This is a genomic window from Exiguobacterium sp. FSL W8-0210 (assembly GCF_038006045.1).
In the GTDB taxonomy this organism is placed as follows: domain Bacteria; phylum Bacillota; class Bacilli; order Exiguobacteriales; family Exiguobacteriaceae; genus Exiguobacterium_A.
In genome coordinates, this window is the sequence record NZ_JBBOUK010000001.1 from 2,969,326 (window position 1) to 2,985,974 (window position 16,649).

A 16,649-nucleotide genomic window follows, 5' to 3' on the forward strand; every position below is an offset into this window, starting at 1 on the left:
TCCGCTTAAGAAGTCCGCGATATCCGCGGACTTCTTTCTGTATAGGAGAGGAGAAAAGTTTATGCAAGCCATTGATGTACAAGAAATACAGCGTTATATCGACGAACATGCGAATACACCGTTATATGTACACGTCGAGACGACGAACGGTGCCTACGCGACGCACCAAGATCCAACTTTCCATAGCGCGGGGATGTTTTTCCGTAATGCGGAAATCACTTACGAACGTGGTCTGATCACAGGAAACGGACCTTACCGGATCGGTTTGAAACTTGCCCACGGCTGGTTATACGGTGAAGGATTGACTGACTTCGAATTTGCTGGGGAACAATTGTTGATTGCCGGTCACGATATCGAAGGACGTCTTGCGATTGCTTTTGAACTTAGCCCGACACCATTCGCTCAAGGTGCAGAGGAGGTAGACGCATGACACACGAAGATCATTTACTCGTCGTCTTCCCTCACCCGGATGACGAAGCTTTCAGTTCTGCCGGTACGATCATCGAGCACGCAGAAAATCGTGGTCCTGTCACATATGCTTGTTTGACGCTCGGTGAGATGGGCCGTAACATGGGACGCCCTGTCTTTACGAACCGGGAACAGCTCGCAACGATTCGCAAACGTGAGTTGATCGATGCAGCTGAAAAAATGAAGATTTCGGATCTCCAAATGTGGGGACTTCGCGATAAGACCGTTGAATTCGAGGATGAAGCGGCACTTGCTGACCGTATCCTTACCTTGATTCAACAGACGCGCCCGACTCGCTTGATTTCATTTTATCCGGGTTACGCGGTCCATCCCGATCACGAAGCGACAGCTCGCGCCGTCGTTCGTGCCCTTCGGATGATGGATCCTGCCGATCGCCCTGAGTTCCTTGCGGTCGCTTTTGCGAACAATACGAAAGAAGAGCTTGGAGAAGGAACATTCATTCACGATGTCAGTGCCTATACGGATCAAAAGATCAAGGCACTCGAAGCACACGCTTCACAAACAGGTGGTTTGATGAAAGTCATCTCGGAAGACTCGAACATCCGTGACCTGCTCCTCAAAGAACGCTATTACCACTATCCGCTGTAATTTCCTATTAAGAGATGCCGATCGTCCGAGCGACAATCAGCATCTCTTTTTTGGCCTTCATTAGAAAACGTCGACTTTTTTGACGGCTTCTGCTAGTGTGAATAGTTGAGACTACGTCTCCGGAGTTCGTAACCTCCTCCGTTATAAAAACTAGGAATGGAAGTGTACATTATGAAAAAAGAACGTGCTCTTGTCGTCTTTAGTGGCGGCCAAGACTCGACGACTTGTCTGTTTCAAGCATTGAAACAGTATGAAGAAGTCGAAGTCGTGACGTTTAATTACGGACAACGTCATGCACAAGAACTCGAAGTCGCACGCGACATCGCCTCTGAGCTCGGTGTCAAACACCATGAGCTTGATCTCTCTCTTCTCAGTCAACTAACGAGTAACGCCTTGACTGACCACAGCCAAACCATCACGACGAATGAAGATGGTCTCCCTTCTACTTTCGTAGATGGACGAAACCACCTGTTTCTTTCGTTCGCAGCCGTCCTCGCGAAAGGACGCGGAATCCGTCATATCGTCACTGGCGTATGTGAAACGGACTTTTCTGGTTACCCAGACTGCCGTGATGCCTTCATCAAGTCACTGAACGTGACATTGAACCTTGCAATGGACTATCCATTCGTACTGCACACGCCACTCATGTGGCTCGACAAAAAAGAAACGTGGGCGCTTGCCGACTCGCTCGGTGCGTTTGATTTCGTTCGAAATCGCACGTTGACGTGTTACAACGGCGTCATTGGAGATGGTTGCGGCGAATGCCCGGCCTGTGAATTACGAAAAAATGGATTAGATGCATACATCAAGGAGGTTCAACACACATGACATTCAATTACGAAGCACCTGAAACGGTCGAGCGCCCGACTGGCGACTCGCTTATCTATACGAAATCTCGCGTCATGATTGTCAAAAAATTAACGTTTGACGCAGCGCACCATCTATATGATTACGATGGAAAATGCCGTGCGCTTCATGGTCATACGTACCATGTCGATATGGGCATCAGTGGTTTTCTTGATCACCGCGGTATGACACTTGATTTTGGTGATCTTAAGAAAATCTTTAAAACACATCTCGAACCACTTCTCGATCACCGTTATTTAAATGAATCATTACCATACATGAATACAACAGCTGAAAACATGGCGGCGTGGATTTTTGAGACGCTCGGTCAACACCTTCCAGACGAACGTGGACTTCGTGTCGAATTCGTCAAACTCTATGAGACGCCGACTGCTTTTGCTGAAGTCCGTCGTGAGTGGATGAACGAAGCATGAGTGCCTTAACGAAAACGCCAAAAATTCCGGTTCTCGAGATTTTCGGACCAACGTTCCAAGGGGAAGGACGATCAATCGGTCAAAAGACGATGTTCGTCCGAACCGGTGGCTGCGACTATTCCTGTTCGTGGTGTGACTCCGCCTTCACATGGGATGGTTCTGAAAAACCCGAACTCTTGACGGCAGAGACGATCATGGAACGCCTCGATGCACTCGGCTCTTACGGACATGTCACGATTTCCGGTGGGAACCCGTTACTTCATGCTTCGATCGGTACGCTGGTTGAGGCATTAAAAGAACGAAACATCACGATGTCGGTTGAGACACAAGGTTCTTACTGGCAAAATTGGTTGCTTGATATCGATGACGTCACACTCAGTCCTAAACCCCCTTCAAGTGGCATGAAGATTGATTTTGATCGTTTGGATGTTTTTTTCAAGCGTCTACCGGAACAACAGCGTGCCGTTAAAATCGTTATTTTTGATGAGGCAGATCTCGACTTCGCGGCGATGATTTCAGAGCGATATGCCTTAAAAACGCTCTATCTATCACTTGGAAATCCGGATCCGCACGAAGAAGGAACGATCGCCCCACGGATGTTACACGATCTAAAAACACTTTGGGAACGCGTCGCCCGTGATGAACGCTTTAATCACGCGCGTGTTCTACCACAATTACATGCCCTCGTTTTTGCAAACGACCGTGGCGTTTAAGGAGAAATGATTCATGCGACCTGAAGACTTAAACGATTTGTCATTACTCGGCCAAAAAGCCGTACCTTATATTTTCGAATACCAACCAGAAGTACTCGAAGCGTTTCCGAACCGCCATCCGGAAAATGATTACTTCGTGAAATTCAATGCACCAGAATTTACGAGCCTTTGCCCGATTACGAATCAACCGGACTTCGCGACGATCTACATTTCGTATATCCCGGATGAAAAACTCGTCGAATCGAAATCACTTAAATTGTATCTATTCAGCTTCCGTAATCACGGTGATTTCCACGAGAACTGCATCAACGTCATCGGGAAAGATCTCGTGAAATTGATGGAACCGCGCTACCTCGAAGTGTGGGGGAAATTTACGCCACGTGGTGGAATTTCGATTGACCCGTACTACAACTACGGAAAACCTGGTACAAAATATGAACGAATGGCAGAACATCGTCTATTCAATCACGATCTCTATCCTGAGACTGTCGATAATCGTTAAACGCTCAAAAGAGGAACAGTGGACTTTTCCACCGTTCCTCTTTTTCATACCTATTAACTCGATGGGATGTCGATCAAGGTCGTACGATCGTGCTGACCGATGACTTCAGATGACCAAATATAAATATGCCGTAACAAATGATCCGAAGTAATCTGCAAAGCACGGACCAGCCGCTCAATCATCGAAAAAGACGGATCCACAATGCTATTTTCGATACATCGAATCACCTCAGGTGTCATTTTAGTCAATTCAGCTAATGTATGCTGATCTAACTGATGACGTTCTCGTAATGTACGAATCCGCTGACCGTACTGCCCGATCGGTTGAATCCCTTCTTTCATCCGCCCAACATCTTTTCTTTTTGAAACCAAACAACGTTCACTGTAGTCTTATTCCCACTTTTTTTAAATCTGAATACCTTTCCGAACTATCAATTTTTAATCAAAATAAAATTTAAATATTTTTCTTATAAAACACTAGCTTTTTAAAAAGTTATCGCTTACAATTCTATATGCAAACGGTTGCATTAATCGCTTACATTATTGCACTGTTCTTACACACATATTAGAGAAAAAGAGATACAAAAGGAGTGAATGATCTTGAAAAATGCTATTTCGTTCGATTTTTGGCAAAAACTCGGTAAAGCCTTGATGGTCGTCATCGCGGTTATGCCTGCTGCAGGAATCATGATCTCGGTCGGGAAACTGATCGGCATGTATGGAGGCGATATCGCGTTAATGCAAACGATTGCTCGAATCGTTGAAGATTTAGGTTGGGCTATCATTACGAACCTTCATGTCTTATTCGCCGTCGCGATTGGTGGGTCATGGGCAAAAGAACGTGCTGGTGGTGCGTTCGCAGCGTTACTCGCCTTCATTTTGATCAACCGTGTCACAGGAGCTATCTTCGGTGTCAACGCTGACATGATCGCGGACCCAAAAGCAACGGTCGATTCATTGCTTGGTTCTGAGCTCATCGTAAAAGATTATTTCACTTCAGTTTTAGGGGCACCTGCTCTCAACATGGGAGTATTCGTCGGAATCATCTCTGGTTTCCTTGGTGCCGTTCTCTTTAATAAATTTTATAACTTCAGTAAATTGCCAGATGCGCTTGCATTCTTCAACGGAAAACGTTTTGTACCATTCGTCGTCATTGGTGGATCAGTCGTTGCAGCATTCGCCTTATCACTCGTTTGGCCGTTCGTTCAAGGCTTATTGAATGACTTCGGTCGCTGGATTGCCTCTTCACGTGATTCTGCACCGATCATTGCACCGTTCGTATACGGTACACTCGAGCGTCTATTACTTCCGTTCGGTCTTCATCACATGTTGACTGTCCCGATGAACTACACGGAACTCGGTGGAACGTACAAAATCCTGACAGGTGCTGCTCAAGGATCGACGGTTGCTGGTCAAGATCCGCTTTGGTTAGCTTGGATCACTGACCTCGTTAATTTAAAACAAGCCGGCAACACACAAGGATACAATGACTTAATCAACAGTGTCGTTCCTGCTCGTTTTAAAGAAGGACAAGTCGTCACATCACTTGCTTCATTGATTGGTATTGCTGTCGCAATGTACATGTCAGTTGATGAAGATAAGAAGAAAGCATACAAACCTGTCTTCTTATCTGCTGGACTTGCAGTTTTCTTGACAGGTGTCACGGAGCCAATCGAATTCATGTTCATGTTCATCGCTCCTGTTCTTTACGTCATCTATGCTGTGCTCACGGGTGTTGCTTTCGCACTAGCAGATGTCATGCATCTTCGGATTCACGCATTCGGTGCGATCGAACTCTTGACGCGGATTCCATTGATTGCAAAAGCTGGATTAATTGGTGATTTAATTCGTTTCATCGGTGTCTGTGTGTTCTTCTTCTTCTTGAACTTCTTCACGTTCCGTTTCGTCATCAAGAAGTTCAACTATGCGACACCAGGTCGTAACGGGAACTATCTGGACGATATCAACGTATCTACAACTGAAGCTTCAGGTGAGGCTGCTGCGACATCAGCTCCTGCCGACGATTCGCAAGCTTCACAAATCATCGATTTGCTTGGTGGACAGCAAAACATCGAGGACGTCGATGCCTGCATGACGCGTCTTCGTGTCACTGTCAAAGATCCAGCGCTTGTTGCAAAAGAAGCAGACTGGAAAGCAAACGGTGCACTTGGTCTGATCCTTAAGAACAATGGCGTGCAAGCCATCTACGGTCCAAAAGCCGATATCTTAAAATCAGATATCCAAGACCGGATCGGCGCATAAACCTGCGAGATTAGGGAACTACCTAAAGGTGAAGCTCTTTTATAAGAGTTTCACCTTTCTTATTTGAAAAATCAGGAGGACCACTCATGCGTCTACTCACACTAAATTGTCATTCGTGGCAGGAAGAACAGCCACTCGAAAAATTAAACCAGATCGTTCAACAAATTCTCGCTCAAGATTATGATGTCATCGCACTGCAAGAAGTGAGTCAATTGATGGATACACCCATCGTCTATGACGATGTGCGCAACGATAATTTTGCCTATTTGATCCAGCAAGCGTTAAAAGAACAAGGTCAAACCTACTCCCTCGTCTGGGATTTTGCTCATATCGGCTATGATAAGTATGAAGAAGGACTCGCTCTTTTGACGAAACATCCAATCTTAAAATCGGACAGTTATTATGTTAGTCGTAGTCAAGATACATTCGATTGGAAATCACGAAAAATCGTCCGTGCGACGATCCAAGTCGACGGTACACCGATTACGTTCAATACATGTCATCTTGGCTGGTGGGCAGATGAAGTCGAACCGTTCCAGGAACAATTCAATCATTTGATGGCTCGGATGGATCCACTCGAATGGACATTCTTCCTCGGTGATTTCAACAACGATGCCTTAGAACGAAATACAGGTTATGACTATATGATGCAACGGGGATTGCACGATGTCTTCCTGCTAGCTAAGGAAACAGTCGGAATTGAGACGATCAATGGCAACATCGATGGATGGGAAGACAATCAACAAGGATTGCGGATTGATCTCGTCTTATCGAATCGGAAAATTGACGTTGAACGCGTCGGTGTCGTGTTTGATGGGATTCACGGTCCCGTCGTTTCCGATCACTACGGGGTTGAGGTCGATATTCAGATTCAAAAAAATGAATATTAAGTATTGACAACGCTTTCTTTTCTCCTTTAAGATGAAATCAAATCAATAGTGCGGATTGTGACAGTACGGCTGGCAAGACCGAAATGACACCTCGTTAGGAGAGGTGTTGTTCGGTCTTGCCTTTTTTTGTCTCATTCAGCACGTTTCATGAAAAAGGAGGACTTTTCCGATGGATTATCAACAAACTGCTAAACGTGTGCTCGAACTCGTCGGCGGACGTGAGAACATCATCACTGCCGCTCACTGTGCGACACGCTTACGCCTTGTCTTGCATGACGAATCAAAGGTCGATCAAGCGGCACTTGAAGATTTGGATGGTGTAAGTGGTGCCTTCTCGAGCTCTGGTCAATATCAAATCATCTTCGGGACCGGTACCGTTAATAAGGTATTCGCTGCGTTTGCACCACTCGCTGGTGTGAAAGTCGATGGAGAAGAGCCACTCGACGTTAAAAAGGCTGCATCGCAAAAATTAAACCCGTTCGCCCGTCTTGCCCGTTCGCTCTCGAACGTCTTCGTTCCACTCATTCCGGCAATCGTCGCAGCTGGTCTCTTGATGGGATTACTCGGTATGATCAAGGCATTCGGTTGGGTCGAGGGCAATTCGCCGATCGTTCAACTACTTGATATGTTCTCGTCTTCAGCCTTCATCATCTTACCGATTCTGATCGGTTTCTCGGCAGCTCGTGAATTCGGTGCAAATCCGTATCTCGGTGCCGTCATCGGGGGAATCATGACACACCCGTCCCTCTTGAATCCATGGACACTTGGGAACAGTGATCCTGAAGTCATGAAATTCCTCGGAATGAACATCGAGTTAATCGGATACCAAGGAACGGTCTTCCCGGTTCTCTTAACTGTCTGGGTCATGGCAAAGATTGAACAACAAGTCCGGAAACGAACACCCGAGACGCTCGACTTACTCGTCACACCATTCGTTACGGTCCTCGTCACTGGTTTCCTGGCGTTGATCGTCATCGGTCCAATCGGAACGTTGCTCGGGAAAGGAATCTCATTCGTACTCGTCTTCTTCTACGAACAGTTCTCAGTCGTCGCTGGTCTCCTCTTTGGTGGACTTTACTCGACGATCGTCATCACTGGGATGCATCACAGTTTCCATGCAATCGAAGCAGGGTTACTTGCCGATAAAAGTATCGGAAAGAACTTCCTTTTACCGATCTGGTCGATGGCGAACGTCGCTCAAGGCGGTGCCGGACTTGCCGTCTACTTCTTGACAAAGAACGTCAAACTCAAAGCACTTGCCCTACCGTCTGCGTTCTCAGCCTTTCTCGGTATCACGGAACCTGTCATCTACGGCGTCAACTTACGTCTTGGAAAACCATTCATCGGCGGTGCAATCGGTGGTGCGATTGGTGGCGGTTATGTCGTCTTGACGCAAGTCGCGGCGAACGCCTACGGACTAACTGGAATCCCGATGATCGCGATCGTCGCCCCGCTCGGTGCAACGAATTTGATCAACTACCTCGTTGGATTCGTGATTGCGGTCGTCACTGCTTTTGTTTCGACTGTCGTCTTGATGCGTCTTGATGCACGTAAACAAAAAGAAACAGACATTGCTGCTTAATCCTTCATGCGACCAAACCGGGTCCACTGACTCGGTGGTCGCATTTGTCGGTTCGCAAAGCGTCTACGTTCGCTTTATAATAAAGAAAAGACTGGAAAGGAGGACGTCAGGCTGATTATTCATAAAATCCTCAACAACAATGCAGTTGTCGTTAAAGAAAATGGACAAGAACGCATCGTCATGGGACCCGGTATCGCCTTTGGAAAAAAGAAAAAAGATCCGATCCAAGCGACGAAGATCGAAAAAATGTTCATCCCTTCGTTTGAAAATGCGGAACAGTTCAAAGAGATTCTGACGACGACACCACTCGAGATCATCGACTTATCCGAACGCATCATCTCGCATGCAGAAGGTGAACTTCAGACGCCGTTTCATGACTATATTCATGTCAGTCTGACGGATCACCTCGCTCATGCCGTACGGCTAGCACGTGAACAACTCGTCGTGCATAATCGACTAGCGGAAGAGATTCGTCTTTTATATGGACCGGAGTATGCGATCGGAGAATGGGCAGTCCTTGAAATCGAACGCGCGTTACAGGTCACCCTCCCTAAAGAAGAAGCAGCGAACATCGCGCTTCACTTATATAATGCACGCCAGACTCATCCGAACATGGCAACTGCTTTGCAGACGGTGACGTTACTCAATGAACTGCGCGAACAGATTGAAGTCTTTTTTGGACAAACGATCGAGACCTCATCGATGACGTATTATCGTTTCTTCACGCATATGAAATTGGTCCTCGCCCGAATTGAACAAGGAGAAACCTTACACGACATGGATGATGTGATTTTATCTGCCGTCAAAACACGTTATGCTGAGGCTTATGCCTGTGCGAGTCAAATGGGCAATTGGTTGACTGTCGAACTCGATACACGTGTACCTGAATCAGAAATCGGCTATATGGCTTTACACATCGAACGGATTCGTCCGGATCTTGAAAGGAGTTCTACGTATGAAAATCTTTAGTTTGGGGGAAGCATTGATTGATTTGATTCCTCTTGATGCTGAAAACATGACGTTTCAAAAAAATCCTGGAGGTGCTCCTGCCAATGTCTCTGTCGGACTCGCTCGATTAGGCGCTGATAGTTATTTTCTTGGAGCTGTCGGTGATGATTCGATGGGACACTTCTTGAAAGATACGTTACATCATTATGGTGTTCGTACCGATCATCTCGTCCACGATTCGACGCAAAAAACAGGACTTGTGCTCGTTACGAACGGTCAGGATGGAGAGCGGTCGTTCGAGTTCATCAACGCGGAGCGCGCTGATATGCAATTTCACGAAACACATGTCCCGGAGGATTTCACATCCGTCGATTTATTACACATCGGTTCGATTTCTTTAATCACTGGAGAATCCGTCAACGCGACACGAAAAGCCATCGCACGTGCAAAAGCACACGAAGTACCGGTTTCTTACGATCCGAACTTACGAGAGTCGTTATGGCCGAATCTTGACGAAGCGCGGACGACGATCCGGTCTGTCCTACCGGATGCACAAATCGTCAAACTTGCTGAGGAAGAATTGACGTTTCTAACTGGACAAACGAATCTTGATGACGGGGCTGCTGAATTGTTAGCTGAATATCCGATTCGTCTTCTTGCCATCACGCGAGGAAGTGAAGGATCGATTCTCTATACGGATCGTGCGATGGCTGTCATCGATGCGATTACGGTCGACGCAATCGATACGACAGGAGCTGGAGATGCCTTCATGTCCGGTTTACTCTACCAGTGTGCGTTACGCGATTTTTCATTTGATTGGTCTGAAGATGAACTTCGCGACATCGGTCGATTCGCAGCGATTTCAGGCGGACTTGCTGCTTCCGTCAAAGGAGCGATGGCTGCTTTGCCAACGCTCGACGAAGTCGCTCATCGCTTGAGTTGAATCGATGACTCAGTAGAAATAAGGATGGAGAGATTCCGGACTCAGTGCCGAAATCTCTCCATCCTTTTCGTTTGATTGATGAATCGATTAAGGTGTATCGATAAATCGTTTGATTTCATCTAATGACTCATCCTGTTGTTCTTTTGACGTTAATGGGCTGCTATTGTCCCCTTTTTGTCGACCGTACATACCAAAGTTCGCGTGGTTCCCTTGCTTGATTTCATGGAATACCGCATCTTTTCGAACGTCCTGTTTACTTTTTTCGATATCAGCGACTGGTAAGACACCATCTCGTCCCCCATAAATCGTCAACGAGGGCACATCAATCGAATCAATCGGATAGGACGCGAGGAAAACGATCCCCTTAATTTTTGGATGTTGTTCAACGATCGTTGAAGCTGCGCTTCCACCGAGCGAATGCCCGATCAGATACCATTTTTTGATTTGCGGATATTCCTCGATGATATCGAGTCCTTCGTTTGAGTCAAGCAACGCAATCCGAAACGGTAGCTTCGGGATGACGACGAAGTGCCCGTCTTTCGCTAGTTGCTTACCGTAATAACTGTAGGCCGCTGCATCGACTTTTGCCCCTTGATAAAAGATGAATCCGACATCACTCGTCTTCTTTCCAAATGTCAGTTGACGGGGTGTATCTGTCTCCACGTAAGACTTCGCTTGCGTAGAAGCATCATAGTCGAACTGTGCCCAAATCATGAAGGCAACTACGAGCAGTGCCAACAGCGCAGCAATCGTTCCAATGATTCGTATACTCCATTTTTTCATCTCATTCCCTCCCGTTATCGTTATACCCCACATTATGTGTTAAATCACATACGAAAACAAATATTAGAATTTTCAGTCATTGTAAGCATCCCTATCGCTTTTTCATGAATTAGTTTAAGATGAAACCAATATTGTTTTTTCGAAAGGAGATTCACGTTTTGCCGCGTACCCTTGTGTCTACGATTCAATGGTTTTTATTCATCATCTGTACTAACATTGCCCCGCCCCTTGCCATCGCAGCATCGTTTGAACTCTCGGGTGCCGAGACGCTTTCCTTCTTATCTCGTTGTCTATTCGTATTTGCCATCTTAAGTCTCTTTCAAGTCCTGCTCGGACACCGTCTACCAATCATGGAAGGTCCTGCTGGAATTTGGTGGGGTGTATTTGCCCTTTATTCGTCGATTGGTGTCACATTGTACGGCAGTTATTCAAACACGTTACAGTCGCTTGGATTCTTACTCCTACTCAGCGGTATCATCTGTATCGTCTTGACGATGACAGGTGTCTTACGGCGCTTAGTCCCTCTTTTTACACCGCAAGTCATCGGTGTCTACATGCTGTTGCTGTCGGCACAGCTGTCCGGATCCGTCATGAAAGGATTGCTCAATATCGAGGATGGACGAATTCAAGTATTACCTGCCGTCATCTCGATTCTGACGGTCTTGATCTCGCTTTATTTAGAACGAAGCGATCGCTTACGCCAGTACGCTTTATTAATCACGTTACTCGTCGGTTGGAGCATGTTTGCATTGATCGGTCGTGCCGAGATGCCAAGCTTCGACGGTCCACTGTTCACTTTACCGAGCTTGTTGCCGTTCGGCGGTATTCATGTCGACTGGAGCTTATTACCGACAGCTCTCATCATCTCGTTGTTGTTAATGACGAACGTCTTAGCAAACATTAAAGTCATTGAACGAATCATCAGTGCCAAGCGTGGTGAAACCGTTAAAGGACAAGTCGGAACAGCTGGTATCACGGCTGGTATCGGACAACTCTTCGCTGGTTTGTTCGGTACAGTCGGTCCTGTCGCCATTTCCGGAACGGCTGGTTTTATTGCCTCAACAGATAACACGGACCGCAAAGCGTTCGTCTATGCGAACATCACGTGCCTTTTCCTCAGTATCGTGACACCATTCGTCGGTTTGATCGCTAAAATCCCCGTCGCTGTCGGTTATGCGATGGTCGCACCGATTGTTGCCGGGATGGCGATCATCGGCGTCACGGAAGCAGCCCGCGACTTGAATCGTCAAACGGCGATGATCACGGTCGGTCTCCCGGTCCTCGTCGGCATCGGTGCGTTGTTACTACCGAAAGGGGCAACGGCCGATTTACCGCCACTCGTGACGACCCTGATGTCAAACGGTCTCGTCCTCGGAACATTGGTCGCCTTGCTCGCAGAAGGGTTACGCCATATCCGGACGAATGATTAATAAAAAGACGCTTTCTCGATCGAGAAAGCGTCTTTTTTCATGCATCAGCGAATACCGCGCATGTATTTTTGAAGTTTTGATGCGAAAGCGAACAAAAGTAATCCGAAGATGACGGCAACGATACCCGTGATACCGAAGTACAAAATCTCCGTGTCATTCGTGTAGTATTTAACGATTTGTGCGTTGACCGCTTGACCCGTTGCGTTCGTCAAGAACCACAGACTCATCGTTTGCGCTGAGAAGGCAGCCGGCGCCAGTTTTGTTGTTGCCGATAGACCGACTGGTGACAAGAAGAGCTCACCGATGACGACGAGGAAGAAGCTCAGTGCAAGCCAGAGTGGACTAACTGACGTCTCCACACCGAACAGGATACCTGGTAGTGTCATGACGATGAACGAAAGTCCAGCGAACAGAAGACCAAACGAGAACTTTTGCATCGTCGTTGGTTGACGGTCACCGAGTTTGACCCAGAAGCTCGCAAAAACAGGTGCTAACACGATGATGAAGAGCGGATTCAACGATTGGAAGAATGCCGGTTGAATCTCAAATCCTAAGAATGAAAGATTCGTCCGTTCACTTGCGAAGATGGAGAGGACGTATGAACCTTGTTCTTGGATTGCCCAGAAAATCGCTGCTGCGATGAACAAAGGAATATACGCAATCAAACGTGAGCGCTCATCATCCGTGATCTTTGGACTACGAAGCATGACTGTGAAGTAAGCGATCGGAATCAAGATCCCGAGAATCGTGACCATTAAAGTAAAACGAGAAATCGTCAACAGTCCTGTCATCGATGCAACGACACCGAGTACCGCAACGACGACGACAACGATTGATGCGATCGTGATGAAGCGTTTTTTCTCGTCCCCTTTTAATGGGTTCAAGACGTACGTACCCGCTTGACCAAGGTTTTTCTTTTTCGTCAAGACGAAGACGACAAGTCCTGCGAACATCCCGATGGCAGCGAGTGCGAAACCAGCGTGATATCCACCACGGTCAGCCACTTCACCGACGACGAGTGGTGAGAGGAATGCCCCAGCGTTGATCCCCATGTAGAAGATACTAAAACCAGCATCGCGGCGGTTATCCGTCTTGCTGTACAAATCACCGACGATATTCGATACGTTCGGTTTCAAGAAACCAGTACCGATGACGATAAGTCCCATCGAGATGAAGAGAGCTGTAATGCCTGCTGGTAAAGCAAGGACGATATGCCCTAGCATGATCAAGATACCACCATAGAAGACGGTGCGTGACGTACCGAGTAAACGGTCAGCTACCCATCCCCCAATGATCCCTGACATGTAGACGAGCGAACCATAAACGGCCATGATTGACGCAGCTGTCGTCTTATCGATACCTAGACCACCGTTGGCAACTGAATCGTACATGTAGAAGATAAGGATGGCACGCATGCCATAGTAGGAGAAACGCTCCCAAAACTCAGTGAAGAAGAGGGTGAACAACCCTTTCGGATTCCCGAAGAATCCTTTTTGCGGAACGGTCTTGTAGACCTGATCGCGATCAAACTCTGCCATATGATCGGCTCCTTTCATCAATCCTAAATAAGTGCATAATCCATCATCTTTTTCCCGCTTTCCCCAAACGATAAGCGTGACGAAACAGATAGGATACGAATACACTGTTTTGCCTGAATTGTCTCACTTCTTTTTTTATATATGAGACAGCACTTTACCATTCAACAGCAAATCATTTGATGAGTCAAATATTATTTACGTTACAAGAATAACAAAAAGAGGCTGGGACATAACTAGCTGAATTTAACGAAAAGAAGGAATTGCCATCACTCAGGATGTGCAATTCCTTCTTTTTTCATCGTCTCTCGTCAAGCTGCCCTTCGGGCAACGCTTTGGATGAGCCATTTCCTCAAATTTACGGCCATGAGGATGAAGCCGAGCTCACGCTTCACCTTCGCTTTTCCTCGCACAGAAAAGCGAGTGAAACTCAAATTAGCCTTCAGATATCCAAAAACTGGTTCCACGTCTATCTTCCGTTTCGCATAGAGGGATCCTGTTTTTTGATCTGAAAGCCATTTTTTCATCTGTTCTTTTTGTTCTTCCCATGAAGTGTTTATGTGTACCTGTCGGTGACGCCCTTCTTCGGCCTTTGTACAACGGGAGCGGAACGGGCAGCCATCACACCCTTCACTTTCATACACCTTGAAATCACGCGTGAATCCGTAACGATCTGTTCTCTTGGACATGTAACGGAACGTTACGTCCTGTCCATTCGGGCACACAAACCGATCCGCCGTTTCATCGTAAGACCAGTTCGCTGTGTTAAAGGGATCGTTGCGCCATTTTCGCGACTTTTCTTTTTCGAACATCGTGTAAGGGATGAGTGGAATGCGCCCACGGCGCATCAGAATATCCTGATAATTCTCCTGACTCCCATAGCCGGCATCCGCAACGATATGCGGTGGTAGTGGTAAATATGAGCTGACCTCATCTAAAAAGGGGAGTAACGTCCGGGCATCCGTCGGATTCGGATAAATATCATAAGCGAGTGTGTATTGTCCTTCGGTCGCGATTTGAACGTTATAGCCTGGTTTGAGTTGTCCATTTTGCATATGATCTTCCTTCATTCGCATGAACGTCGCGTCTGTGTCCGTTTTCGAATAGCTGTTCCGTCCAGCGAGCGTCCTCTTTTGAAGGGCGTATCTCTGTTTCCGCTCGATGAAATCTGTAATCTCCTTTCGAAGGAGACGTGGTTCCTTCCGTTCAGAACGCAGACGTTTTCTTTCTTGAGTGTCCGTACTCGCCTCGATTTTTTGGTTGATGGAAGCGATATGTGCGTCTACAGCTTCACCCATGTGTTCGAGTTCTGAGAGAGTGAGCTCGTCCGGGCTTTCTCGTTCAATTTCCGGTAGGATGTCTTGTTCGACGAGGTTGTCATAGATACGATTCGATTTGTCCACGAGAGACGCACTATGACGTTCAATCGATTTCCGCCAAACAAAGGTATATCGGTTCGCATTCGCCTCTAACTTTGTACCATCGATAAAGATGGCTTCTTCATTGATTTCTCCCATCTCGACGAGATGGCAACGGAAGGTAACGAAGGCTTGCTTCAATATCGGAGTGACTGCGGGATGCACTCGAAAACGGTTGATGGTACGATAGCTCGGCGCATTCCCTTGTGCTAGCCACATCATCCGCAGACTATCGGATAGTAATCCTTCAATCTTCCGACCGGAGAAGACCGATTGTGTGTAGGCACATAAGATGATTTTCATCATCATGCGTGGATGGTAAGCCGGGCATCCTGTCGTGCGCATGAAAGGCTCGAACACATCGTCTGGAATGGATTCGACGAGATGGTGGACAGCGAACGCGATATCGTTTTCTTGAAGACGAACTTCTAAATCTAAGGGCAGAACCAGCTGGTTCATGTTATAATCTTTAAACATAAGGGCACCTCCGATGGTTATGGTTTGGTCACTTTAACTTTATCAGAGGTTGTCCTTATTTGTTTATTCAGAATCGGTTTTTCTTCATAGAACAAGGCCCTCGAAACGTATAGTCGTTTCGAGGGCCTTTTGTTTGTGAAACTGAGTTATGTCCCAGCCTCAGGATTGCATCTGTTTCGATTCGATGATTGTAATTCCAGGCGGTGCATGTAATGTTTCACGGATCATCGCCGCAGCGACTTGACCAGCTTCGATCGGAGCAATGGCGCTCCGCTTCAACAAGGGGCGTAAGACCGTCGAAATTTTCGCAGCCGCTTGTTCGCCTAAGCGGAATTCATCTCGATCCCCTAATAACAAGGATGGTCTAAAAATCAATAACGCGTCATACCCCAGTACACGTAATCCGTTTTCCGTGTCCCCTTTTACGCGATTGTAGAAGGTTTTGGCATTCGGATGGGCACCGAGCGCCGAAATCAAGGCAAATCGTGTCGCCCCGAGGTCTAACAATTCACGGCCAAGTTCAATCGGATATGTGTAGTCAACCAAACGAAACGCCTCTTGCGATCCTGCTTGTTTGATCGTCGTGCCCAGTGCACAATAGACATGGTCAACGACAGGTAATTCGATTTCTGTCACACGATCAAAATCAATCACCCACTCTTCCAATTTCGGATGAAAACGGCGCATCGGGCGGCGAACGAGAACATGTACCTCGCTATATGCATCTTCTGCCAACAAACGATCCACGAGTTCTTGTCCGACTAGACCAGATGCTCCTAAAATTGCTGCTCTCATACGTTTCTCCCTCCT

The 16,649-nt window shown here is 46.9% G+C and carries 17 protein-coding genes; 12 read left to right on the top strand and 5 right to left on the bottom strand.

From position 1 onward, the window contains the following. Positions 1-61 precede the first annotated feature (61 nt). From MKY22_RS15425 to queF, 6 genes are all read left to right on the top strand, one after another. Positions 62-430, top strand: a complete 369-nt coding sequence (locus MKY22_RS15425; RefSeq protein ID WP_023469721.1) for a YojF family protein — start codon at positions 62-64, stop codon at positions 428-430. Further along, on the top strand, positions 427-1,077 hold the full coding sequence (gene bshB2, locus MKY22_RS15430; protein ID WP_341089794.1) for a bacillithiol biosynthesis deacetylase BshB2: 651 nt from the start codon (positions 427-429) through the stop codon (positions 1,075-1,077). The genes MKY22_RS15425 and bshB2 overlap by 4 nt, the downstream gene beginning before the upstream one ends. 171 nt (positions 1,078-1,248) lie before the next feature. Next, positions 1,249-1,905 carry a 7-cyano-7-deazaguanine synthase QueC gene (gene queC, locus MKY22_RS15435; RefSeq protein ID WP_053452086.1) on the top strand — a complete coding sequence of 219 codons (657 nt, stop codon included), beginning with the start codon at positions 1,249-1,251 and terminating at the stop codon, positions 1,903-1,905. Next, positions 1,902-2,357: a 6-carboxytetrahydropterin synthase QueD gene (gene queD, locus MKY22_RS15440; protein WP_023469724.1), complete on the top strand. Its 456-nt coding sequence runs from the start codon at positions 1,902-1,904 to the stop codon at positions 2,355-2,357. Before queC ends, queD begins: the two co-directional genes overlap by 4 nt. Then, positions 2,354-3,070 carry a 7-carboxy-7-deazaguanine synthase QueE gene (gene queE, locus MKY22_RS15445; RefSeq protein ID WP_214856687.1) on the top strand — a complete coding sequence of 239 codons (717 nt, stop codon included), beginning with the start codon at positions 2,354-2,356 and terminating at the stop codon, positions 3,068-3,070. Before queD ends, queE begins: the two co-directional genes overlap by 4 nt. Positions 3,071-3,083: 13 nt before the next feature. Next, positions 3,084-3,572, top strand: a complete 489-nt coding sequence (gene queF, locus MKY22_RS15450; protein WP_035412002.1) for a preQ(1) synthase — start codon at positions 3,084-3,086, stop codon at positions 3,570-3,572. 53 nt (positions 3,573-3,625) lie between these two features. Here the strand turns inward: queF and MKY22_RS15455 are convergent, their stop codons facing one another. Then, positions 3,626-3,913 carry a helix-turn-helix domain-containing protein gene (locus tag MKY22_RS15455; RefSeq protein ID WP_214856688.1) on the bottom strand — a complete coding sequence of 96 codons (288 nt, stop codon included), beginning with the start codon at positions 3,911-3,913 and terminating at the stop codon, positions 3,626-3,628. A 252-nt stretch (positions 3,914-4,165) separates the two neighbouring features. Here MKY22_RS15455 and MKY22_RS15460 point away from each other — a divergent pair, with 252 nt between their 5' ends. From MKY22_RS15460 to MKY22_RS15480, 5 genes are all read left to right on the top strand, one after another. Next, on the top strand, positions 4,166-5,833 hold the full coding sequence (locus MKY22_RS15460) for a PTS transporter subunit IIBC (RefSeq protein ID WP_341089809.1): 1,668 nt from the start codon (positions 4,166-4,168) through the stop codon (positions 5,831-5,833). 86 nt (positions 5,834-5,919) lie between these two features. Then, entirely contained in the window at positions 5,920-6,723 is an 804-nt protein-coding gene (locus tag MKY22_RS15465) for an endonuclease/exonuclease/phosphatase family protein (protein ID WP_341089811.1), read from the top strand. Between the two features lie 169 nt (positions 6,724-6,892). Next, positions 6,893-8,305, top strand: a complete 1,413-nt coding sequence (locus MKY22_RS15470) for a sucrose-specific PTS transporter subunit IIBC (protein ID WP_341089813.1) — start codon at positions 6,893-6,895, stop codon at positions 8,303-8,305. A 126-nt stretch (positions 8,306-8,431) separates the two neighbouring features. Continuing rightward, entirely contained in the window at positions 8,432-9,274 is an 843-nt protein-coding gene (locus MKY22_RS15475; RefSeq protein WP_231681717.1) for a PRD domain-containing protein, read from the top strand. Beyond that, on the top strand, positions 9,261-10,196 hold the full coding sequence (locus MKY22_RS15480; protein WP_341089815.1) for a carbohydrate kinase family protein: 936 nt from the start codon (positions 9,261-9,263) through the stop codon (positions 10,194-10,196). The genes MKY22_RS15475 and MKY22_RS15480 overlap by 14 nt, the downstream gene beginning before the upstream one ends. A gap of 87 nt (positions 10,197-10,283) precedes the next feature. Here MKY22_RS15480 and MKY22_RS15485 read toward each other — a convergent pair whose 3' ends face one another. Then, positions 10,284-10,979: an alpha/beta hydrolase gene (locus tag MKY22_RS15485; RefSeq protein ID WP_341089817.1), complete on the bottom strand. Its 696-nt coding sequence runs from the start codon at positions 10,977-10,979 to the stop codon at positions 10,284-10,286. A gap of 173 nt (positions 10,980-11,152) precedes the next feature. On the opposite strand from MKY22_RS15485, the gene MKY22_RS15490 reads away from it, so the two are divergent. Further along, the gene (locus MKY22_RS15490; protein WP_231681714.1) at positions 11,153-12,409 is read left to right on the top strand and encodes a purine/pyrimidine permease; all 1,257 of its coding nucleotides are present in this window, start codon (positions 11,153-11,155) and stop codon (positions 12,407-12,409) included. A 44-nt stretch (positions 12,410-12,453) separates the two neighbouring features. Here the strand turns inward: MKY22_RS15490 and MKY22_RS15495 are convergent, their stop codons facing one another. The 3 genes from MKY22_RS15495 to MKY22_RS15505 all read right to left on the bottom strand — a co-directional run bounded on the left by MKY22_RS15495 (position 12,454) and on the right by MKY22_RS15505 (position 16,634). Continuing rightward, on the bottom strand, positions 12,454-13,947 hold the full coding sequence (locus MKY22_RS15495) for a peptide MFS transporter (protein WP_341089821.1): 1,494 nt from the start codon (positions 13,945-13,947) through the stop codon (positions 12,454-12,456). A gap of 308 nt (positions 13,948-14,255) precedes the next feature. Further along, positions 14,256-15,839, bottom strand: coding sequence for an IS1182 family transposase (locus MKY22_RS15500; protein WP_341089823.1), 1,584 nt, complete (start codon positions 15,837-15,839; stop codon positions 14,256-14,258). Between the two features lie 159 nt (positions 15,840-15,998). After that, entirely contained in the window at positions 15,999-16,634 is a 636-nt protein-coding gene (locus tag MKY22_RS15505) for a hypothetical protein (protein ID WP_058704374.1), read from the bottom strand. Between the last annotated feature and the right edge of the window lie 15 nt (positions 16,635-16,649).